General features: G+C 73.3%; 17 protein-coding genes, 1 tRNA gene and 1 riboswitch. Of the genes, 4 read left to right on the top strand and 14 right to left on the bottom strand.

The genetic code is table 11. The features are described 5' to 3' along the window. Positions 1–377 precede the first annotated feature (377 nt). The 9 genes from thiC to VMF51_RS16180 form a co-directional block, all read right to left on the bottom strand. Complete coding sequence (thiC, locus tag VMF51_RS16220) at positions 378–2,057, bottom strand: phosphomethylpyrimidine synthase ThiC (RefSeq protein ID WP_325475493.1); 1,680 nt, start codon at positions 2,055–2,057, stop codon at positions 378–380. Then, complete coding sequence (thiD, locus tag VMF51_RS16215; protein ID WP_325475492.1) at positions 2,054–2,884, bottom strand: bifunctional hydroxymethylpyrimidine kinase/phosphomethylpyrimidine kinase; 831 nt, start codon at positions 2,882–2,884, stop codon at positions 2,054–2,056. The genes thiC and thiD overlap by 4 nt, the downstream gene beginning before the upstream one ends. Further along, positions 2,881–3,417, bottom strand: coding sequence for a thiamine phosphate synthase (locus VMF51_RS16210; protein WP_325475491.1), 537 nt, complete (start codon positions 3,415–3,417; stop codon positions 2,881–2,883). Before VMF51_RS16210 ends, thiD begins: the two co-directional genes overlap by 4 nt. Before the next feature lie 17 nt (positions 3,418–3,434). Continuing rightward, on the bottom strand, positions 3,435–4,199 hold the full coding sequence (locus tag VMF51_RS16205; RefSeq protein WP_325475490.1) for a thiazole synthase: 765 nt from the start codon (positions 4,197–4,199) through the stop codon (positions 3,435–3,437). Next, entirely contained in the window at positions 4,196–4,384 is a 189-nt protein-coding gene (thiS, locus tag VMF51_RS16200) for a sulfur carrier protein ThiS (protein ID WP_325475489.1), read from the bottom strand. The genes VMF51_RS16205 and thiS overlap by 4 nt, the downstream gene beginning before the upstream one ends. After that, complete coding sequence (locus VMF51_RS16195) at positions 4,381–5,403, bottom strand: FAD-dependent oxidoreductase (RefSeq protein ID WP_325475488.1); 1,023 nt, start codon at positions 5,401–5,403, stop codon at positions 4,381–4,383. The genes thiS and VMF51_RS16195 overlap by 4 nt, the downstream gene beginning before the upstream one ends. After that, positions 5,403–5,996: a thiamine phosphate synthase gene (thiE, locus tag VMF51_RS16190; RefSeq protein WP_325475487.1), complete on the bottom strand. Its 594-nt coding sequence runs from the start codon at positions 5,994–5,996 to the stop codon at positions 5,403–5,405. The genes VMF51_RS16195 and thiE overlap by 1 nt, the downstream gene beginning before the upstream one ends. Beyond that, a riboswitch (TPP riboswitch) is annotated at positions 5,987–6,096 on the bottom strand. Its footprint overlaps the gene before it by 10 nt. Before the next feature lie 107 nt (positions 6,097–6,203). Then, a tRNA-Thr gene (locus VMF51_RS16185) sits at positions 6,204–6,276 on the bottom strand. A 69-nt stretch (positions 6,277–6,345) separates the two neighbouring features. Then, positions 6,346–6,564 (bottom strand): hypothetical protein, encoded by a 219-nt coding sequence (locus tag VMF51_RS16180; protein ID WP_325475486.1) that lies wholly within the window; start codon positions 6,562–6,564, stop codon positions 6,346–6,348. A gap of 105 nt (positions 6,565–6,669) precedes the next feature. Here VMF51_RS16180 and VMF51_RS16175 point away from each other — a divergent pair, with 105 nt between their 5' ends. Continuing rightward, positions 6,670–7,587 carry a LysR family transcriptional regulator gene (locus VMF51_RS16175; protein ID WP_325475485.1) on the top strand — a complete coding sequence of 306 codons (918 nt, stop codon included), beginning with the start codon at positions 6,670–6,672 and terminating at the stop codon, positions 7,585–7,587. Here the strand turns inward: VMF51_RS16175 and VMF51_RS16170 are convergent. Genes VMF51_RS16170 through VMF51_RS16155 form a run of 4 tightly spaced genes read right to left on the bottom strand, consistent with a single transcriptional unit; the run spans position 7,584 to position 11,833 of the window. Continuing rightward, positions 7,584–9,149, bottom strand: coding sequence for an alpha/beta hydrolase (locus VMF51_RS16170; protein ID WP_325475484.1), 1,566 nt, complete (start codon positions 9,147–9,149; stop codon positions 7,584–7,586). The two genes, VMF51_RS16175 and VMF51_RS16170, sit on opposite strands and share 4 nt — an antisense overlap. Beyond that, positions 9,149–10,303: a DNA polymerase III subunit delta' gene (locus VMF51_RS16165; protein ID WP_325475483.1), complete on the bottom strand. Its 1,155-nt coding sequence runs from the start codon at positions 10,301–10,303 to the stop codon at positions 9,149–9,151. Before VMF51_RS16165 ends, VMF51_RS16170 begins: the two co-directional genes overlap by 1 nt. Then, entirely contained in the window at positions 10,300–10,953 is a 654-nt protein-coding gene (tmk, locus tag VMF51_RS16160) for a dTMP kinase (protein ID WP_325475482.1), read from the bottom strand. The genes VMF51_RS16165 and tmk overlap by 4 nt, the downstream gene beginning before the upstream one ends. A 43-nt stretch (positions 10,954–10,996) precedes the next feature. Then, positions 10,997–11,833, bottom strand: a complete 837-nt coding sequence (locus tag VMF51_RS16155) for a hypothetical protein (protein ID WP_325475481.1) — start codon at positions 11,831–11,833, stop codon at positions 10,997–10,999. A 110-nt stretch (positions 11,834–11,943) separates the two neighbouring features. Between VMF51_RS16155 and VMF51_RS16150 the strand changes: the two genes are divergently transcribed. Continuing rightward, positions 11,944–12,462, top strand: coding sequence for a SigE family RNA polymerase sigma factor (locus VMF51_RS16150; protein WP_325475480.1), 519 nt, complete (start codon positions 11,944–11,946; stop codon positions 12,460–12,462). Further along, positions 12,446–13,024, top strand: a complete 579-nt coding sequence (locus tag VMF51_RS16145) for a hypothetical protein (protein ID WP_325475479.1) — start codon at positions 12,446–12,448, stop codon at positions 13,022–13,024. Before VMF51_RS16150 ends, VMF51_RS16145 begins: the two co-directional genes overlap by 17 nt. A gap of 395 nt (positions 13,025–13,419) precedes the next feature. On the opposite strand, the gene topA is transcribed toward VMF51_RS16145, so the two are convergent. Beyond that, complete coding sequence (gene topA / locus VMF51_RS16140; RefSeq protein WP_325475478.1) at positions 13,420–16,131, bottom strand: type I DNA topoisomerase; 2,712 nt, start codon at positions 16,129–16,131, stop codon at positions 13,420–13,422. 206 nt (positions 16,132–16,337) lie between these two features. On the opposite strand from topA, the gene VMF51_RS16135 reads away from it, so the two are divergent. Next, positions 16,338–21,233: a carboxypeptidase-like regulatory domain-containing protein gene (locus VMF51_RS16135; RefSeq protein WP_325475477.1), complete on the top strand. Its 4,896-nt coding sequence runs from the start codon at positions 16,338–16,340 to the stop codon at positions 21,231–21,233. Positions 21,234–21,319: the final 86 nt, after the last annotated feature.

The raw sequence follows: 21,319 nt of genomic DNA, 5'->3' as shown, positions 1-21,319 counted from the left end.
CCCGGGGTCGACGATGCCGCAGGCCGACTCTCCTGCTCGTCCGATACCCAGGGGGCGCGCTCGTCGTTGAGGCCGACGTAGGAGATGGCGAGAGCGAGTAGCGCGCTCAAGGCGATCAGGGCGAGCCAGTGGGGCTCCCGGGATCGACCGGATCTCGGCGAGGTCACCGCGCTCCCCTCGACATTCCGGACTTCGGTCGACCGACCGGCGCTCAGCCTAGGGCGTGTCTCGCCGTTCCGGAGCGGTCGTGGCCGAATCGCATCGAACTGCCGCGGCGGTCAGGCGATCGCGCGCATGCTGCGCCCGCTCGCCCTGGGAGCACGGTCGGCATGACCACCCGGGTGGCGCGACCAAGCTCCCGCGCGCTGCCTGGGTCGTCAGCGGGCCGGCCGGTCGACGTACACGCTTCCTCCCAGCTCGAGGAACTCCGCGGACTTCTCGGCGAAGCGGGCGCGCACGTCCTGGCTGATGCGCATCGAGCAGAACTTCGGACCGCACATCGAGCAGAAGTGCGCGGTCTTCGCACCCTCCGCGGGCAGCGTCTCGTCGTGGAACGACTCGGCGGTGTGCGGGTCGAGGGAGAGGGCGAACTGGTCGCGCCAGCGGAACTCGAAGCGCGCGCGGCTCAGCGCGTCGTCCCATTCCCGTGCCCGGGGGTGGCCCTTGGCGACGTCGGCGGCGTGGGCGGCGAGCTTGTAGGTGATGACGCCGGTCTTGACGTCGTCGCGGTCGGGGAGGCCGAGGTGCTCCTTGGGGGTGACGTAGCAGAGCATGGCGGTTCCGTGCATCGCGATCGCGGCGGCGCCGATGGCGCTGGTGATGTGGTCGTAGCCCGGCGCCACGTCGGTGACCAGCGGTCCGAGCGTGTAGAAGGGTGCGCCGTGGCACCACTCCTGCTGGAGCCGGACGTTCTCCTCCACGAGGTCGAGCGGCACGTGCCCGGGGCCTTCGACCATGACCTGGACGTCGTGCTCCCAGGCCCGCGTGGTGAGGTCGGCGAGGGTACGCAGCTCGGCGAGCTGGGCGGCGTCGTTCGCGTCCGCGACCGACCCGGGTCGCAGCCCGTCGCCGAGGGAGAACGCCACGTCGTACGCCGCGAAGATCTCGCAGAGCTCGTCGAAGTGGGTGAAGAGGAAGTTCTCCTCGTGGTGCGCCAGGCACCAGCCCGCCATGATCGAGCCACCGCGCGACACGATCCCGGTCACCCGCTCCGCGGTCAGCGGGACGTGGCGCAGCAGGACGCCCGCGTGGATGGTCATGTAGTCGACGCCCTGCTCGCACTGCTCGATCACGGTGTCGCGGAAGATCTCCCAGGTCAGCCTCTCCGCCTCCCCGTCGACCTTCTCCAGCGCCTGGTAGAGCGGCACGGTGCCGATCGGGACGGGCGAGTTGCGCAGGATCCACTCGCGGGTGGTGTGGATGTCCTCACCGGTCGAGAGGTCCATGACCGTGTCGGCTCCCCACGTCACGGCCCAGGTGAGCTTGTCGACCTCCTCGGCGATGCTGCTGGTCACGGCCGAGTTGCCGATGTTGGCGTTGATCTTCACCAGGAACCGGCGTCCGATGATCATCGGCTCGGCCTCGGGGTGGTTCACGTTGGCCGGGATGATCGCCCTGCCTGCCGCCACCTCGATGCGCACGAGCTCGGGGTCGCAGCCCTCCCGTGCGGCGACGTACTCCATCTCCGGTGTGACGATGCCCTGCCGGGCGTAGCGGAGCTGGGTCACGGTCCTCCCCGGCCGTGCCCGCCGAGGTGCGCGGCGCTCGCCCTGCCACTCCTCGCGGGCCGTGCCGCGGCGCACCGCCGACCGGCCGTTGTCGGCGAGGGCGGTCTCCCGGCCGGCGTACTCCTCCGTGTCGGCCCGCTGCTCGATCCAGCCGGCCCGCAGCGCGGGCAGGCCGACCTCGGGGTCGGAGCCCGGTCCCGCGGTGCAGTACCGGTCGAACGTCTCGCCGTTGGTCAGGCTGACCCTCGTCACGCGTACGTCGAGCGGGCCGGTGAGCACTCGCTCGTGGGCAGGGTGGATCGCGGAGTCGATCGTGGGCTGGGTGGTCACGTGAGTTCCTCCTGGACGGGATGGGTGTCGAACGAGCCGGGGGCGAGGTGGGAGACCGGACCGCGGCCCCGACCGAGCCGCCAGTCGCGGCCGTCGGCGAGGCGTGCGGAGACGTACGCCGCGGCCTGGTGCGCCGCGGTGACGAGACCGGTGCCGTGGGCGAGGTGTGCGGCGAGGGCGCTGGCGAAGGTGCACCCGCTGCCGTGGTCGGCGGTCGTGGCCACGGCGGGGTGGTGCAGCGGTGTGGGCGCGCCGCCCGGTGCGCACAGCCAGTCGGTGCAGTCGGCGGCCTGCTCACCCGGCCGCCACTCCGGCCCGCCGGTGACGATGACCGAGCAGCCGAGATCGGCCAGCCGCGCGGAGAGGTCGCGAGCGTCACCGTCCCGGCGCCCGGTGAGCGCGCGGGCCTCGGCGAGGTTGGGGGTGGCGACCGTCGCCGCGGGCAGCAGGACGTCGCGATAGCCGCGGCGCACCGACTCGTCCCCGAGGAGTGCTCCGCTGGTGGCCGCCAGGACCGGGTCGACGACGAGCGGCAGTTGTCGCGCCACCTCCGCGACGAGCCGGACGGCGTCGGCCGACCCGAGCATCCCGGTCTTGACCGCTGCGACGGGGAGGTCGCCGAGCACCGCCTCGAGCTGCGCCGCGACGACCCCGGCCGGCACGGGGTGCACCGCGTGGACGCCGGTGGTGTCCTGCGCCGTGACGGCCGTGACGGCGCAGGCGGCGTGGCAGCCGAGGTGGCCGATCGTGGCCAGGTCGGCGGCCAGTCCCGCGGCGCCGCCGCTGTCGGTCCCCCCGACGGCGAGGACGACGGGCGGCGTCGTCACGCGAGCTCCCGGAGGAGCGCCCTCACGACCGCGGCGGGGTCGTCGCTGCGCATCACGGCGCCCATGACGGCGACGCCGTGGGCACCGTTCCCGACCGCCGCGGCCGCGTTGTCGACCTCGACCCCGGCCAGGGCGAGCACGGGCAGCGGATGGCCGGCGAAGGCGTCCGGCGGGAGGGCCGGACCGCGGCGCGGCTTGCTGGCGCTGGCGGCGTACGGCGACAGGGTGACCCACGAGGCCCCCTGCTCCGCGGCTCGACGGACCTCGTCCGGCCCATGACAGGAGCGACCCCACCAGCCGGCGGCCGGTGCCTGACGAGCTGCGAGATGCACACCATCGGCCGCCTCGTCCGGGATCCGCGACGAGATCACGCTCAGATCACCGACCCCGGCGAGAGCGGCCACGAGAGCGTGTCGGCTGCGCGGCTCCAGATCGTGCTCCCGCACCACCACGGCCTCGAGGCCGGCGTCCGCGCACTCGCGGACGGTACGGACCAGGCTGCGGCCGAGCCGCAGCTGGGAGCGGTCGGTCACGAGCACCAACCGGGGGATCACGTGACCCGTCCCGCGAGTGGGCTGGCGGACCGTGCCACGCCGCGGCGCGGGATCCGGCCGGCTCGGCGAGCGGCCGCCCCTGCCTCGACCGCCAGCCGGAGTGCCCCGGCCATGGCCACCGGGTCCGCCGCCCGGGTGACGGCCGTGGCGGCCAGGACCGCGTCGCAGCCGAGCTCCATCGCAAGCGCCGCGTCGGACGCGGTCCCGACGCCGGCGTCGAGCACGACGGGTACGTCGACCGCGGCCACGACCGACTCGATGGCGTGCGGGTTGAGGATCCCCAGGCCGGACCCGATCGGTGAGCCGAGCGGCATCACCGCCGCGCAGCCCACGTCGGCGAGCCGCCTGGCGAGCACCGGGTCGTCGGTCGTGTAGGGCAGCACGGTGTAGCCCCGGGCGACGAGCTCCGCCGCCGCGTCCACCAGCTCCACGGCGTCGGGCAGCAGGCTGGTCTCGTCGCCGATCACCTCGAGCTTGACCCAGTCGGTGCCGAGCGCCTCGCGCCCGAGCTCGGCGGTCAGGACCGCCTCGCGCGCCGACAGGCAGCCCGCCGTGTTGGGCAGCACCCTCACCCCGTGCTCGCGCAGGACCGAGAGCAGGCTGCCGTCGGCGCTGCTCGACCTGCGCCGCATGCTGACGGTCACGAGCGCGGGTGCCGCGGCCTCGAGGACCGGTCCGACCAGGTCGGGACGGGGCAGTCCGCCGGTGCCGAGGAGGAGTCGCGAGGGCAAGGTGCGGCCGGCGATCACGAGGTCGCTCATCCGCCCGCCACCGCCGTGACGACCTCGACGACGTCGCCGTCGACCAGCAGCCGGTCCTGGTGCTCCGCGCGTGGCACCACCTCGTGGTTCACCGCGACCGCCTGCCCGTCCGGCAGCGGGCCGACGAGGTCCGTCAGCGTGGCGGCGTCCGCGTCGAGCGCGACGCCGTTCAGGGTCAGTCTCATGACGTTCCTCCGGTCGGGGCTGGGGAGTCGAGCAGCCGTCGCGGGTCCAGGGCCGGATCGGGCGCGGCCCCTTCGACGGCGTCGGCGAGCAGTCGCGCGGTGAGGGGAGCCAGCAGGACGCCGTGCCGGAAGTGGCCGGCCGCCAGCCAGGTGCGCGGGTCGTACGTCGGTCCGACGAGCGGCAGGTGGTCACGGGTCGCCGGCCGGTCCCGTGCCTCGCACGCCAGGACCTCGGCCCGGTCGAGGGCCGGGAGAAGGGTGCGCGCGGCCTGCAGCAGGCGCAGGACGTTCCCCGCGGTCGGGACGGGCGGCGCGTCGTGCTCCTCGAGGGTCGCGCCCACGACCAGCTCTCCCGCGGCGCGGGGCACGAGGTAGACCGGCTCGCCCGCGACCCATCCGCGTACGACGTGCCCGGGTGGGTCGTCGGTCCGCAGCCGGACGACCTCACCGCGGACGCCACGGACGAGCGGGGTCCACGGAGCCGGAAGCCGCGTGCCCGTCGCCACGACCACCGCGTCCGCGACCGCACTCGGCGCGGCGGGGGCGACGTGCCGGCCCAGTCGCGCGAGGAGCGTGGCGACGACGGCCCGCGGGTCGACCGCGCTGTCGGCCACCCGGAACCCGCGCGCGACCCGGCCGAGCCCCGGCTCGAGCTCCCGGACCTGCCGCGACCCGAGCAGGTCGACCCCGACACCGAGGAGGTCCAGTACCTCGGCCTGGCGCTCGACCTCCTGGCCGTCGCCCGCATCGTGTCCGACCAGGAGCGTGCCGCGTTCGTGCAGCGGCACCCCTAGCCGGGCTGCGAACTCAGGCCACAGACGCAGGCTCGCGACGCCGAGACGGTGCAGCTCCGGCTCGCCGTGCCACGTCTCGGCAGCCGGGGAGAGCATCCCGGCCGCGACGGCCGAGGCGCCGCTGCCCGGCGTACGGTCGACGACCACCACGTCGTGGCCGCGCGCGACCAGCTCGTCGGCGCAGGCGAGACCGACGATCCCGCCCCCGAGGACGTGGACACGCATCAGCCGGCCTCTCGGACCAGCTCCTTCGCGATCGCCAGTGGATCTGGCTCTCGCCAGATCGCCCCGAGGACGGCCACCCCGTGCGCGCCCGCGTCGCGCACGGCACGAGCGCGACCGGGCGTGATGCCGCCGATCGCCACCAGCGGGAGGATCCCCCGAGCGGCGCTGACCCCCGCCAGCCCGCGGGCTGCCGGCAGCCCGGTCTTGCTGGTCGTCGCGAAGACCGGCCCGAAGCCGGCGTACGCCGCCCCCGCCGCCGCGGCCCGCTCGACGTCCGCCCGGTCGCGGCAGGTGGCCCCCACCAGCAGGTGCGGGCCGATCTCCGTCGCGTGCGCGACGGAGAGGTCGTCGGCGCCGAGGTGCACCCCGTCGGCGCCGGCCGCCAGCGCGACGTCGACGCGGTCGTTGACGACGACCGCGGCGCCGAACGGACGGACCGCGGCGATCACGACGCGGGTGAGCTCGACGAGCTCGCGCGCGGTCGCCGACTTGTCGCGGACCTGGAAGCCGTCGACACCGGCGGCAGCAAGATCGCCGAGCAGTGAGAGGTCGTCGTTGGACGAGACCAGACAGAAGATGCGTGGGAGCGACACGAAGCACTTCCTTCGCCGGCATGACCCGGATCAGGTACGACGGTCGGAGCGGCTCCAGCTCCCTCTCAGCCCGCTGCCGCGGACTCCCGTGTGGACGCGAGCGACCGTAGCACCCCGGAGTCGGCGGGTGAACCGGGACCCGTCCGACCTCCCGGAGACGACGAAGGCCCCTGACCCGCATCGCTGCAGGTCAGGGGCCTTCTGGTGAGCCGCCTGTCAGAATCGAACTGACGACCTAGTCATTACGAGTGACTCGCTCTACCGACTGAGCTAAGGCGGCGCGTCACCCGGCACGCCGGGCAACCCGCAGAAGTATAGGGATCCCGGATCGAGGGCGAGAAATCGGCGCTCAGGCAGCGACCGTGGCGTCCTCGCGGACCTCGGTCGGTACGGCGGCCGGCTCGCCGGCGGGGGTGCCGGCGTTCTTGCCCGTGAGCATGGTCTGGTCGGCGCCGCACCAGCAGGTGAAGGCGACGATGATGCCGTGGTCGGTGTTCACGAGCGAGGTCACCTGGCTCGGGAAGATCAGCTGGCGCTGGGTGCACGACGTGCAGCGGTGGGCGAACATCGAGGGACCTCCTTCAGGGGTCAGGGTGGGGTGACACCACCATTCTCCGGCGTCTTAACTCATAGGGGTAGCCTCGCTTTCCTGCGGAAGCCATAGGCTTTGCCTATGCTTTCGCTGCATCAACTGACCTGCTTCCTCGCGACCTACGAGCACGGCTCGCTCACCCGGGCCGCCGAGGAGCTCGGCTACTCCCAGCCGAGCGTGTCCGAGCAGATCCGGACCCTGGAGAAGTCGCTCGGCGTCCAGCTCTTCCGCCGCGTCGGGCGCGGCGTCGTCCCCACCACCGTGGCCGACACGCTGCGCCCGCACGCCGAGCGCACGCTGGCCGCCGCGGAGGAGACCCGGCGGGCGGCGCAGGCGGTGAAGTCGCTGGAGACCGGCACCATCCGGTTCGGGATGTTCGGCATCGCCCGCCTGTACGCCGGCGCCGGGCTGATCGCCGACGTGCTCACGCGCTACCCCGGCGTCCGGGTCGAGCTGGTCGGCCAGAACTCCACCGAGGTCGCCGAGGACCTGCGCCGCGGGCACCTGGAGGCGGCCATGCTCGCGCTGTCGACGGTGGCCAGCGAAGGCCTCACCGTCACGCCGGTGGCCCGCGAGGAGCTCGTCTACCTCAGCGTCGACCCCGCGCACGTCGCCAGCCCGGTCACGGCCCACCGGCTATCACTCGCGTCGCTGGTGATGCCCGAGACGACGTACCGCGCCGTCGACGGCACCCGCCTCACGCTGCGCCAGATGCTGCACGAGACCGGCCGCAACCCGCAGACCCGGATCGAGGTCGAGGACATCGAGACTGCGGTCGAGCTGGTCGGGATGGGGTACGCCGACTCCGTCGTACCCCTGGGCGCGGCCAAGCAGCTCGTCCCGCGCCTGGCGCCCGAGGCGAGATGGGTCAGCCTCCGGCCGCGCCAGTACGACACCTTCGCCATCGTGCACCGCCGGGGCGCGACCCTCTCCTCCGCCGCCCAGCTGATGATCGACCTGGCGACCAAGCGCATCCAGGCGATCGCGGAGCCGGTCTAGCAGCTGAGCCCGTCCTGCGGCACCGTCGCGTCGACGAGGTAGTCCTCGACCGCGGCGTCGACGCAGGCGTTGTCGGAGCGGTAGCCCGTGTGGCCGTCGCCGTCCCGGCTGACCAGGACGCCCGACTCGAGCTGCTCGGCGAGCGCGACCGACCAGGCGTACGGCGTGGCCGGGTCGCGGGTGGTGCCGACCACGACGATGGGTGCCGCGCCCTCCGCCCGGATGGTGGGCCGGGGCTCGGCCGCCCGCGGCTCGAAGCCGACGCAGCCGACGAGGCTCCACACGAAGTGCGACGCGAGCGTGGGCGACACCTGCTCGAAGGCCGGCAGCGCCGCCTCGACCTGGTCGACCGGCGTCGACGACGGGTCGTCGAGGCAGTTGATCGGGGCGATCGCCTCGGAGCTGTTGTCGAGGTAGGTGCCGTCGGGCGAGCGCGAGGCGTACGCGTCGGCGAGCAGCGCGAGCACCGCGCCGTCACCGTCGAAGGCGGACTCGAGCCCGCGGTCGAGCAGCGGCCAGTAGTCGCGCACGTAGAGCGGGGTGACGAGCCCGAGGAACGCCAGCCCCTCGGTGAGCTCGCGCCCGCCCTCGAGCTCCAGCGGCTCGGCGTCGACCTCCGCCAGGAAGGACGCGATCCGGTCGAGGCCGTCCTGGACGGTGTCGCCCAGGAAGCAGTCGCCGGAGTCGACGCAGTCGGTGACGTAGGCGCGCAGCGCGGTCTCGAAGCCCTCGGCCTGGCCCAGCGACCGCTGGCGCTGGTCGAGGCTCGGGTCGACCCCGCCGTCGAGGACCAGCCGGCCCACCTTGGCGGGGTACAGCTCGGCGTACGTCGCCCCCAGGAAGGTGCCGTACGACGCCCCCAGGTAGAGCAGCCCGGGCTCGCCCAGGGCCGCGCGCAGGACGTCGAGGTCGCGCGCCGCCTCGACGGTGGAGAGGTGAGCGGCCAGCTCGCCGGACAGCTCGGTGCATCCGCGCAGCAGGGCGCTGGTCGCCGCGACAGCAGCCTCGGCCTCGGCGGCGTCGTCGGGCGAGGGGTCGCCGGCGAGGTAGGCGTCCAGCTCCTCGTCGGACAGGCAGTCGACCGGGGAGCTCTGACCGGTGCCGCGGGGGTCGAACCCGACGATGTCGAAGTGGTCGGTGAGCCGCGGCCCGAACTGCCCCGAGGCCGCGTAGTCCGTGCCGGGCGAGCCCGGCCCGCCCGGGTTGACGACCAGGGAACCCACGCGCGCGTCCGGGACCCCGGCGGGGACGCGCAGCAGTGCCAGGTCGATGGTCTCGCCCCCCGGCTGCGTGTAGTCGAGCGGCACCGTGAGCGTCGAGCAGTCGTAGCGATCCCGGCAGGGCTCCCAGCTCAGCCGCTGGGAGTAGTACGGCGTGAGCGCCGGATCCGGGGCGTCGGTCGCGCCCGGCGGAGGCGGCGTGGGCGGGTTCGCCCGCACCGGGGCGTCGCTCCGGCGGCCGTCGTCGCTGGCCAGGCCGACGAGGGCGGCGCTGAGCCCACCGAGGCAGAGCACCACCACGAGCACCAGGACGATGATCCGGACCGCCCGCGGACTCATCATCAGTGGGCTCCGTCGGGGGCCTGCAGCGCGACCATCATCGACTCCAGGGCGAGGGCGGGCTGCACGTTGAACTCCAGCATCTGCTCACGGGCCTCGAAGATCCAGCCGATCCGGCGCAGGTTGAGCTCGGGGGTGGAGGCGGCCACGACCTTCTCGACGTCGGCCCGGATCTCGGCGTTCACCAGCTCGCCGGGCGCGCCGGTGGCCAGGGCGATCGCGTCGCGGTAGACCGACACCAGGTCCATCAGGCTCCGGTCGACGACGTCGAGGTGACGACGCTTGGCCCGGGACTTCTGCTCCTTGAGCAGGGCGGCCAGGGCGGGGGCGTACTCCCGCGGCCGGCGCCCGCGCTCGACCACGCCGTACGCCGCGTCGAGGTCGGCCTTCTCGCGCGCGTCGAGGTCGCCGGTGACGAGGTCGGCCTCCTCCTTGGTGACCTCGGCCAGGCGCTGCGCGGCCTTCATGCAGCGCCCCAGGGTCGTGAGCCCGGCCGGGATCGAGACGACGTCGCGACGACGGTTGCGGGTGCCCTCGTCGCGCGCGAGCGCCCGCGCCCGGCCGATGTGGCCCTGGCTGGCGCGGGCGGCGTACGACGCCAGCGCGTCGGGCACGCCGTCGGACCGGACCAGGAACGCCGCGACGTCGGCGGCGGTGGGCGTCGTGAGGGTGACCAGCCGGCACCGGGACCGGATCGTGGGCAGCACGTCCTCGACGGTCGGCGTGCACAGCATCCACACCGTGCGCTCGGCCGGCTCCTCGATCGCCTTCAGCAGCGCATTGACCGCGCGCTCGGTGAGCCGGTCGGCGTCCTCGACGACGATCACCTGCCAACCGCGGCCGACCGGGGTCAGCGCGGAGGCGCGGACCAGGTCGCGGATGAAGTCGACGCCGAGCGAGAGGCCCTCGGTGCTGACCCGCTTCACGTCGGCGTGCGAGCCCGCGAGAACGGTGTGGCACGGATGGCAGGTGCCACAGCCTGGCTCCCCGCCCCCCTCGCACTGCAGGGCGGCCGCGAACGCGACGGCGGCATTGGAACGGCCCGATCCCGGCGGACCCGTGAACAGCCAGGCGTGGCTCATGCCCCGCCCGGCCGCGGCCTCCCGCAGGGCCTCGGTGGCGCGGTGCTGGCCGACGAGGTCGTCCCAGACGGTCACGTGGCCACCGCCGCGCGGTCCAGCAGCGGCCGGACCCGGTCGAGCACCTGCGCGGCGATCTCCTCGACGGGCAGCCGGGCGTCGACCACGAGGTAGTGGTCGGGGTCGTCGGCCGCCAGCCGCAGGAAGGCCGCCCGGACCCGCTGGTGGAACTCCAGCGACTCGCCCTCGATCCGGTCCCGGCCCTCGAAGCGGCCCAGCCCGGCGACGGGCTCCAGGTCGAGGACGACAGTGAGGTGCGGCCGCAGGTCGCCGGTGGCCCACCGGGCGACCTGCTCCAGCCCGGCGAGGTCGAGCACCCGGCCGGCACCCTGGTAGGCCAGCGTGGAGTCGACGTAGCGGTCGGTGACCACGACCTCGCCGCGGCGCAGCGCCGGCCAGACGACGGTGTCGACGTGCTCGGCCTTGTCGGCGGCGTAGACCAGTGTCTCCGTGCGGTCGGAGAGCTCGCCGGTCTCGGGGCTGAGCACGATCTCGCGCAACGTGCGGCCGACCGGGGTGTCCCCCGGCTCGAAGGTCAGCAGGACGGGGTGTCCCTCCGCCTCCAGCGCCTCCCGCAGCCGCCGGGACTGGGTGGACTTGCCCGACCCGTCGCCGCCCTCGAAGCACACGAAGACGCCGGTGTCGGCGTACACACCCGGGAAGCTCACGCACTGAACCTACGGGGGGCCGCCGACACCGACCAAGACGGCCTCAGAGGGAGAGCTCGTTCCAGTCCATCTCGGGGATGGTGGTGGCGTTGCACCGCACCCGGGGGCTGGCCACGACCAGGTCAGCGCCCGGGGCGTCGGTGACCATCATCTCGCCGAAGACGTAGCGCTGCCCGGTCACGTTGAGCGAGACCCGGACCGCCGGGCCGACCGGCGTGGAGAAGCTCGTCTGGGCCTGGGTCGGCGCGCCGTACGCCCCGAGGCCGCCGTTCTGCCGGGCCGTGGCCGGCAGTCCGGCCCGCTGGCTGTCGAGGAAGCCGGTCCAGAACTCGAAGGCGGTGCACAGGCCGTTCGGCTTCAGGGCCAGGCCGCCGCCGCCGTTCGGGATCTGGATGCTCCCGGGGAAGGCGCGGCCGCCGATCCGCGCCACCCGGCGCACCTCGGCCACGTTGCCGCCGACGAGGAAGGGCACGTCGACCAGGTTCAGCCACTGGTAGACCGAGAGCGAGTCGGCCGCCGTCGTCCCGCCGCCGGCACGCTTCACCCGGAACGAGGTCGTGCCGCCCTGGGTGAGCGCGACCTTGACGGCGTACCTGCCCGACTTGCTGGTCCGGGTGGTGGCGACGTTCTGCCAGCCACCGGCGCCGTACCGGCGCTGCACGGTGACCTTGACCCGCTTCGCGCGCTTGCCCTTCCCGACCAGCTTGGCCGTCCCGGCGACCTGGAGCTTCTGCCCGACCTCGGCGGAGGCCGGCAGGTCCTTCAGCGTCACCTTGGCGGCGGCCCGGTGGGTGGGGGTCGACGCGGAGGCGGTGGTCACGGTGAGGGCGGGGAGGGCGACGGCCAGAGCGGTCGCGGCAACGAGGGAGCGAAGGCGCATGGGGCGACGCTAGCCACGACGGACGGCGAAGCGCCGGGAAATCGTCGAGGTCGTGACAACCTGCCCGGGTGTCCCGGAGTTCTGGGGGACGTGACGAGACGGAACCCCACGTGATCACCCGAGCCGACCAGCTGGCGTTCGACGCGTTCGTGCGCGAGACGTCCGACCGGCTGCTGCGCACGGCGTACCTGCTGACCGGCGACCGCGGGCACGCCGAGGACCTGGTGCAGACCGCGCTGCTGCGGACCGCCCGGCGCTGGTCGACGGCACGGCAGGAGCCGGCGGCGTACACCCGCAGGGTCCTGGTGAACCTCGCCAAGGACCGGTGGCGCGACCTGCGCCGACGGCCCGGGGAGACGGCGCTGGAGATCGATGTGGCGGTGCCGGTGACCGACGGCGTCGCCGACCGCGACCAGCTGCTCCGCGCCGCTCGACAGCTGCCCGCCGGGCAGCGGGCGGTGCTGGTGCTGCGCTACTTCGACGACCTCAGCGTCGCCGAGACCGCCGCGGCCCTCGGCTGCTCCGAGGGGACCGTCAAGTCACAGACCGCCCGCGCGCTGGACCGGCTCCGGTCGGCCCTCGTCCCCACCCCCACGAAGCTGGAGAACGCCGATGCTGACCGACGATGACCTGACCCGCGACCTGCGCGCTGCCTTCAGCGACGCCACTGACGACCTGACGTACGACGCCCTGGCGCCCACCGTGCGCCGTACCCCCGCCTGGGCCTCGCGCGGCTGGCTCGCGCTGCCCGCGGTGGCGGCGACCGCGGCGGTCGCCGTCGTGGCCACCGGTCCCCAGGCCGGCGTGGGCACGGTCGCCGACCCGCCGAGCGGTACGCCGACCGCTCCGACGACCTCCGCAGCACCTCCGGCCACGGAGCCGCCCCTCGAGCTGGTCACCGAGCGGTTCGAGGTCGCCGGGTTCACGATCGCCTACCGACGCCCGGCCGATCAGGGGCCGATGACGCTCCACGTCTTCCGCCGGGAGGCACTGCCCGACGACGCTCGGCCGATCGACCTTCCCGGCGAGCCGAGGAGGAGTGCGTGGATCGGCACCGACGACAGCTCCGGCGACGGCGCGCTCTACCTGCGGGACGGCGGGCGGGCGGGCGAGAAGTGGCTGGCCGTGGCCAGCCCGGGCGTCTCCGCGGCCGAGCTGCGCGACCTGCTCGCGGACGAGGCTGGGGACTGACGAGCCTCGACCGACGGCGACCGTGACCCGCAGGACGCCGTACGCCGCGAGCGGGAGCAGCGCGGCGATCACGCACCGCACCCAGAACCGCCGGTCCGTGTGGCGCCGCGCCAGCACCAGGACCGCGAGGGCCAGGAGAAGCGACCCCCACATGGCGCCTTCGTAGAGGGCCGGGCCCTCGACGCCGCACACGCGGCGTCCTCCGGCCCAGTCGAGCCAGAACGGCTCGCCGCTGGTCCCGAAGCAGTAGGTGGACTCGAACACGCCGGTCCCGACGACCGACGCGGCCAGCGTCCATGCCATCACGGCCAGAACGGCCACCACTCGCGGCACCGCGCGCACGTCGTCCTCCGCCGACCGTGGGTCGCCGGGGAGCATCCTCCCCGGCGGCCCGGTCAGCTCTTCTTGGCCGCGGCCTTCGTCGTGGTCTTCTTGGCCGTCGTCTTCTTGGCGGCGGCCTTCTTGGTCGTCGCCTTCTTGGCCGTCTTCTTCGCGCCCTTCTTGGCCGCCTTCTTCGCCGGCCCCTTGGCGCGCCGCTCCTCGAGGAGCTCGGCGGCCCGCTCGATGGTGATGGACTCGACGGTGTCCTCCTTGCGGAGGGTGGCGTTGTACTCGCCGTCGGTGACGTACTCGCCGAAGCGCCCGGCCTTCACCACGACGGGCTGCCCGGAGACCGGGTCGTTGCCGAGCTCCTTCAGCGGCGCGGCGGCCGCGGCCCGCCCGCGCTGCTTGGGCTGGGCGTAGATCTTCAGCGCCTCGTCGAGGGTGATCGTCAGGAGCTGGTCCTCGGCGGTGAGCGAGCGCGAGTCGGTGCCCTTCTTGAGGTACGGCCCGTAGCGGCCGTTCTGGGCGGTGATCTCCTCGCCGTCCTCGGCGACACCGACCACGCGGGGCAGCGACAGCAGCTTGACGGCGTCCTCGAGCGAGACCGTGTCGAGCGTCATCGACTTGAACAGCGAGCCGGTCCGCGGCTTCGCGGACTTGGGCGCGTCGTCGGGCAGCACCTCGGTGACGTACGGCCCGAAGCGGCCGTTCTTCGCGACGACGTGCAGGCCGGTGTCCGGGTGCACGCCGAGCTCGATCTCCTCGCCCGCGGGGTTGGCGAACAGCTCGGTCGCCTTCTCCAGGGTCAGCTCGTCGGGCGGCAGGTCGTCGGGCACGTTGGCCCGCTTGCCGGTGGGGTTGCCGTCGTCGTCCGGGCCCTCGAGGTAGGGGCCGTAGCGCCCGACGCGGAGGTTGATGCCGGAGTCGGGGCCGCCGATCGGGAACGTCGCCAGCTCGCGGGCGTCGATGTCGCCCAGGCCGTCGACCAGCTTCTTGAGCCCGTCGACGTCTCCGGAGCCGAAGTAGAACTCCGCCAGCTCCTCCGAGCGCGTCTTGCGGCCGGCGGCGATCTCGTCGAGGACGTCCTCCATCTCCGCGGTGAACTCGTAGGAGATCTGCCGCGGGAAGTGCTCCTCGAGCAGCCGCGTCACCGAGAAGGCCAGCCACGCCGGGACCAGCGCCGTGCCCTTCTTGTAGACGTAGCCGCGGTTGAGGATCGTCCCGATGATCGAGGCGTACGTCGAGGGGCGGCCGATCTCGCGCTCCTCGAGCTCCTTGATCAGCGTGGCCTCGGTGTAGCGCGCCGGCGGCTTCGTCTCGTGGCCGGAGGCCGACACGGTGGCGGCCGAGACGGCGTCGCCCTCGTCGAGGTTCGGCAGCCGGGTCTGGGCGTCGTCCTTGGCGTCGGCGGCGTCGTCGGTGCCCTCGACGTACGCCTTCAGGAACCCGTGGAAGGTGATCACGCGGCCGCTGGCCGAGAACACGACGTCCTCGCCGCTGGCCGCGGCACCGCCGAGGCGGATCGTGACCGACTGGCCGACCGCGTCCTTCATCTGCGAGGCGACGGTGCGCATCCAGATCAGCTCGTAGAGCCGGAACTGGTCACCGGTCAGGCCGGTCTGCGCCGGCGTGCGGAACGAGTCGCCCGCCGGGCGGATCGCCTCGTGCGCCTCCTGGGCGTTCTTGACCTTCGAGGCGTAGACGCGCGGGCTGTCGGGGAGGTACTCGGCGCCGTACAGCTCCTGCACCTGGGCGCGCGCCGCCCCCACGGCTGCGTCCGACAGCGTGGTGGAGTCGGTACGCATGTAGGTGATGAAGCCGTTCTCGTACAGCCGCTGCGCCACCGACATCGCCACGGAGGCGCTCATGCCGAGCTTGCGGCCGGCCTCCTGCTGCAGCGTGGTGGTGCGGAACGGCGCGTACGGCGAGCGCTTGTAGGGCTTCGACTCGACCGAGCGGACGTCGTACGTCGTGTCGGCGAGACCCTCGGCGAGCGCCTCGGCGCGGGCGCGGTCGAGGTGGACGACGTTCGCGCCGGCCTTGAGCTGCCCGTCCTGGCCGAAGTCGGAGCCGCGGGCCACGCGCACGGCGTCGACGGAGTACAGCTTGGCCGGGAACATCCGCTGCTCGTGCTTGCTGCCGGCGTCGAAGGTGCCCTCGAGGTCCCAGTACGACGCGACGCGGAACGCCATCCGCTCGCGCTCCTTGTCGACGACGAGGCGGGTCGCGACGGACTGCACGCGGCCGGCGGAGAGGCCGGACATGACCTTCTTCCACAGCACCGGTGAGACCTCGTAGCCGTAGAGGCGGTCGAGGATGCGGCGCGCCTCCTGGGCCTCGACGAGGTCGTCGTTGATCTGGCGCGGGCTCTCGACCGCGGCGAGGATCGCCGGCTTGGTGATCTCGTGGAAGACCATCCGGTGGACCGGGACGCCCTTCTTCGGCTTCAGCTCGTCGAGCAGGTGCCAGGCGATCGCCTCGCCCTCACGGTCCTCATCGGTGGCGAGGTAGAGCTCGTCGGCGTCCTTGAGCAGGGTCTTCAGCTTGGAGATGTGGGACTTCTTGTCCCGCGGCACGACGTAGTAGGGCTCGAAGCCGTTGTCGACGTCGACCCCGAGTCGACCCCACGGCTTGTCCTTGATCTTCGCCGGCGTGTCCGCCGCACTCTGCGGAAGGTCACGGATGTGGCCGATGGAGGACTCGACGACGTACCCCTGGCCGAGGTACCCGCCGATCGTGCGGGCCTTCGCCGGAGACTCGACGATCACCAACTTGTGTGCCACTGCTGCTCTTTCCTCGTACGTCCTCGGACCCCCGTCGCAGGGGGCTCACGGCCAGTCACGGTAGCGCGTGCCGCCCCCGGACCATTCCGCCAGCCGGTTCGGCAACGGTCTAGACCTCGCCGTCCAAGTCTCCGAGGATGGTCTCGGGCGCTCGCCCACGCCCCCAGCATGGCCCATGCCCGTGCCTCCCCCCTCCTGGAGAACCCATGCCCGCGTCGCCCCGCGCCCTCCGCCCCCTCCTGCTGTTGCTGGCGATCGTCCTCGCGATCCCCGCGACGGCCCTGACGGTCGCCGCGCCCGCGTACGCCGCTCCCGAGATCACCGTGACCGGCACCGTGGTCGACGGTCTCGGCGACGGCCTGGACGGGGTGACGGTCACCGCGCTGACCGGCGCGGCGTGGACCGAGGAGGCCGACGAGGTCACGACCGAGGCGGGTGGCGGCTACGCGCTGACCCTGCCCGCGTCCGCGGGCAGCTACCGGATCCAGTTCGCCGAGGCGGCCCACCAGACGACCTTCTACGGCGGCGGCACCCCGGTCGAGGTCGTCGTCGACGCCGAGGGTCGGGTCCTGGTCGACGACGTGGTCGTCGAGGACAACGAGCTCGACGAGGTGACGCTGAGCAGCACCGACCTGCACCGGCTCACCGGCCTGGTGCGCAGCGGGAGCACCCCGGTGTCCGGGATCGCCGTGGACGCCTTCGTCGCGGGCGACGACGAGTCGCCCGTGTCCTCGGCCACCACCGACGGCGCCGGCGCGTACGCGCTCGACCTGCCCCTGGGCCGCTACGACCTCCGCTACACCGACCCGACCCAGACCTACGTCACCACCTGGTACGACGGCACCGAGACCGTGACCGTCACGGTGGTGGACGACGCCGCCCTCGAGACGGTGCAGCTGAGCGAGCCGACCGCGGGCCAGGAGTTCCCGATCGCCGGGCGGGTCGAGGACGCGAACGGCGACCCGGTCGACGGCGTGCAGGTCACCGTGACGGGCGTGGGCGGCAGCACTGACTCCGGCACCGACCTGACCGAGACCGTCGGCGAGGACGGCGGCCTCTACAGCGTCGAGGTGGAGCCCGGCACCTACCAGCTGAGCTTCGCCAGGACCGGCTGGGTCACCTCGACGTACGGCGGCGCGACCACCGCGACCGTCACCGTCGGCAACGCGGGCACCCTCACCGTCGCCCCGGCCGAGCCGCTCTCCGGCAACCGGCTCGGCGACCACGTCCTGGCCAGCGACCCGTACGCCGTGACCGCCGAGGTCCAGACCGCCGGCGGCGCCGCGATCCCCGGCATCACCGTCCGCGCGTTCCCGGAGAGCTCCACCGACCCGACGGAGATCGTCGACACCGCCACGACCGGCGGCGCCGGGTCGTACACGCTCAACCTGCCGGTGGGCGGCTACGACCTCGAGTTCGTCGACGACGACCCGGCCGCGCCGACGTACGCCTCGACCACGCTCGCGGACGTCCAGGTCCTCCAGGGCGGCTCCCTGCGGGTGGGCGGGGAGCCCGTCGCGGAGCTGGCCACGGTCACCATGTCGACCTCCGGTGGCGACACCCTGCACTCCGTCCTCGGCTCGGTCGTCGACGTCAACGGCGCCGACGTCGACGGGCTCACCGTCACGGCGCAGCCGGCCTCCGGCACCGGTGGTGACAACACCGTGACGGGCTCCGACGGCGTACCCGGCGCGCACGGCCGCTACCGGCTGATGCTCCGGCCCGGCGACTACACCATCAGCGTGGCCGGCGGCGCCGACTGGAAGGACGCGACCTTCACCAACGGTGGGGCCGGCACCGCGCTGGTCACCGTGGCCCCGAACGGCTCGCTCGCGGTCAACGGCACCGGCATCGTCGGACGCGACCTGGGCGACACCGAGGTGCTGGGCAGCACGGAGTACCCGCTGAGCGGCACCGTGACCGACGGCACGACCGGCCTGCCCGGCATCACCGTCAAGGCGTACGCCGACGACGACCTGACGGCCCCGGTCGCGACCACCACCGCGGGCGCCGGCGGCGCCTGGACGCTGACCGACCCGAACGGGCTCGTGGTCGGCTCCTACGTCGTCGAGCTCACCGGGACGTCGAACGGCAAGACCTACGACCGGACCTTCGTCGGCGGCGCCACCGCCACCCCGGTCGAGATGGCCCAGGGCGGCACGGTCCGGGTCGGCGGCACGCTCGTGCCCGGCAACACGCTCACCCCGGCCGTCGTCATGAGCGAGTCGTCAGCGACCAAGACCCACCCGGTCGTCGGCCAGGTCGTCGACGCCAACGACGAGCCGATCGCCGGCGTCGAGGTCACCGGCGACCACCAGGGCAGCGGGCCGGACGGCACCGCCACCACCGGTGCCGACGGCCGCTACCGGCTGATGCTCCGGGCGGGGACCTACCGGGTCACCTTCGCGCTCGCCGGCTTCACCCCCGCGACCTACCCCGGCACCGGGCTGAGCGAGGTCGACGTCGTCGTCGACCTCGACGGCACGGTCCGGGTCGGCGGCGCAGGTCCGGTCGAGGAGCTGGAGCAGGTCTCGCTCGTCGACGCCACCGGCGACGCGACGATCTCCGGCGTGCTCGCCCACGACAGCGACGGCGTCGGCGGGATCACCGTCGAGGTCTTCCCCGCGGGCGGCGACCTCACCGAGGAGGCCCGCGCCGGCACCGCCACGACCGCCGGCACCGGCGCCTGGTCCGTCGGCGGCCTGCGGATCGGCACGTACGTCGTCCGGTTCACCGACAACGCCAACGACGCCACGACCTACATCCAGACGTACGTCGGCGGGAGCGAGCTCGCGACCGCGACGCCGGTCAGGGTCGCCCAGGGCGATCGGGTCTGGCTCGACACCACGCCCACCGCCCCGAACGGCGCCCTGGGCACCACCACGATCGCGAAGGCCGACGACACGACGACGTACGACGTCGCCGGAGTGCTGCTCGACGAGGCCGACGACCCGATCACTGGCGCCACGGTCACCGCCGTACCGCAGGGGTCGGGCACCCTGGCGACCGCGGGCACGGGCACCGACGGCCGCTACGTGCTGAAGCTGAAGCCCGGGACCTACCGGCTCGACTACGTTGCCTCCGGGTTCGCTCCAGGCGTGAGCTACCCGGGCGCCGGCGAGACCCCGGTCCCGGTCGTCGTCGCACCGGGCGGCGTCGTCACGCCGAGCCCGCTCGACGCGGTGACGCTCGCCGAGACCACCGGGCGCGCGACCGTCTCGGGGAAGGTCACCTCGGGGGACAACGGCACGGGCCTCAACGGCGTCAGCGTGGAGGTCTTCCCGGAGGGCGACCTCGACCCGGGCAGCCGGGTCACGAGCACGTCGACCTCCGGCACCGGCACGTGGTCCATCAGCGGGCTGCGGATCGGCGAGTACACCGTGCGGTTCACCGACGGCACCGGAGCCCACGTCCAGACCTACCTCGGCGGCGCGACCGAGCTGGCGCAGTCCACGCCGGTCGCGGTCCGCCAGGGCGTCAAGGTCTACGCCGGCGAGTCCCAGGTGGCCGGCGGCGCCCTCGGGACCACCCCGATGCCGAAGGCGACCCAGGACACCCTCTACCCGCTGAAGGGCGAGGTCGAGGACGCCGCCGGCGACCCGCTCCCCGGCGTCACGGTGAAGGCGATCGCCAGGAGCGCGAGTGCGGCCACCGCGGACACGACCACCGACGGCGAGGGCGCGTACACACTCCAGTTGAAGGCCGGTGTGTACGAGGTCGAGTTCGGCCGGACAGGCTGGACGACCGGCTACTACCTCAACTCGCTCGAGACCCGGGCCCAGGTCGTCGTGAGCCCGACCGGCGTCACCATCCAGGGCGAGACCGAGCACCCCGTGGACCGCACCCTCGAGGCGTTCACGCTGCGCAGCACCGCCACGCACCCGCTGGCGGGCAAGGTCCTCGGCGGCAGCGCGCCCCTCGCCGGCGTCACGGTCAGGGCGATCCCGCAGGACACCGACCTCCCGGCCATCTCGACGACCACCGGTGCCGACGGCGGCTACTCGCTCCCGGCGCTCGTCGGCCTCTACCAGGTCGAGATCGTCGGCCGCTCGGTCGGCGGCACGATCTGGGACGGCACGTTCTACGGCCCTGCCGACGCCCCGTCGGTGATCAAGGTCGCCACCGGCGGCCGCCTGTACGTCGACGGCAGCACCGAGTCGGTCGCCAGGCTCGCCGACGTCAGCCTGAAGGCGGGCACCGGGCGCTACCTGCTCCGCGGCACCGTGAGCGACGAGCGGGGCGAGCCGCTCGCGGGCGCGACCGTCCGGGCCTTCCGCGCCGGTACGGCGAGCCAGGTCGCGGCGGCCGGCAGCGACGCCGAGGGCAGGTACGCCGTCGAGGTCCCGGTCGGCCGGTACTCCCTGCGCTTCGAGAAGGCCGGCAAGGTCACCGCCTGGCTGCTCAACGCCGACTCCGAGGCCGAGTACGACGAGCCCGCGATCCTGACCGTCGCCCCCGGTGGCGCGATCTCCGCACCGGGCGTGACGTTCGAGGCGGGCGTCATCGAGGACGTCCAGCTGCTGCTGCCGCGGGTGCTGGTCACGGCGCCCCGGCTGAGCGGCAAACTCCAGGTCGGGCAGAAGATCTCGACCACGATCGGCCGCTGGAGCCCGAACGTCGAGCAGTACCCGGAGTGGCGCGACTCGGTGAACATCGAGTGGTTCATCGACGGCCGGCCGGCGGACGACGACAGCTACGGCAGCATGTACGAGAAGTACACGATCCCCGCCGCGGCCGGCGGCCGGAAGCTGAGCTACCGGATCACCATCGACGACCCGTCCGAGGACGGCTACTACGCGCCCGCCGTCTACACCAGCAAGCCGGTCAGCATCCCGAAGGCCAAGCCCAAGCTCGTCGCGAGCTACAAGAAGGGCAAGCTCACGGTCGTGGTCAAGGTCGCGGGACTGAAGAAGCCGACCGGCTCCATCGTCGTACTCGACGGGCGGAAGAAGGTCGGCAAGGCCACGCTGAAGGCCAGGAGCAAGGGCAAGGCCGTCATCAAGCTGAAGAAGCTGAAGAAGGGCACGCACAAGCTGACCGTCAGCTACGGCGGCGGCCCGAACGTCGCCAAGGGCAAGGTCAAGCTCAAGATCAAGGCCTAGTCGGGACGGGTCCGCGCGGGCCTGTGGACGAGCTCTCCGGACCGGGGGCGGTGGATGCCACGGTGGCATCCACCGCCCCCCACCCG

It is taken from the genome of Nocardioides sp., from assembly GCF_035503875.1.
GTDB lineage: Bacteria > Actinomycetota > Actinomycetes > Propionibacteriales > Nocardioidaceae > Nocardioides.
This window is presented reverse-complemented; position numbering and strand designations above follow the sequence as displayed.

Bases quoted from the DNA above. Each gene is read 5' to 3' on its own strand.
- VMF51_RS16205 (WP_325475490.1), bottom strand. From the start codon at position 4,199: ATGAGCGACCTCGTGATCGCCGGCCGCACCTTGCCCTCGCGACTCCTC.
- thiS (WP_325475489.1), bottom strand. From the start codon at position 4,384: ATGAGACTGACCCTGAACGGCGTCGCGCTCGACGCGGACGCCGCCACG.
- VMF51_RS16195 (WP_325475488.1), bottom strand. From the start codon at position 5,403: ATGCGTGTCCACGTCCTCGGGGGCGGGATCGTCGGTCTCGCCTGCGCC.
- VMF51_RS16180 (WP_325475486.1), bottom strand. From the start codon at position 6,564: ATGTTCGCCCACCGCTGCACGTCGTGCACCCAGCGCCAGCTGATCTTC.
- VMF51_RS16175 (WP_325475485.1), top strand. From the start codon at position 6,670: ATGCTTTCGCTGCATCAACTGACCTGCTTCCTCGCGACCTACGAGCAC.
- VMF51_RS16170 (WP_325475484.1), bottom strand. From the start codon at position 9,149: ATGATGAGTCCGCGGGCGGTCCGGATCATCGTCCTGGTGCTCGTGGTG.
- VMF51_RS16155 (WP_325475481.1), bottom strand. From the start codon at position 11,833: ATGCGCCTTCGCTCCCTCGTTGCCGCGACCGCTCTGGCCGTCGCCCTC.
- VMF51_RS16145 (WP_325475479.1), top strand. From the start codon at position 12,446: ATGCTGACCGACGATGACCTGACCCGCGACCTGCGCGCTGCCTTCAGC.
- VMF51_RS16135 (WP_325475477.1), top strand. From the start codon at position 16,338: ATGCCCGCGTCGCCCCGCGCCCTCCGCCCCCTCCTGCTGTTGCTGGCG.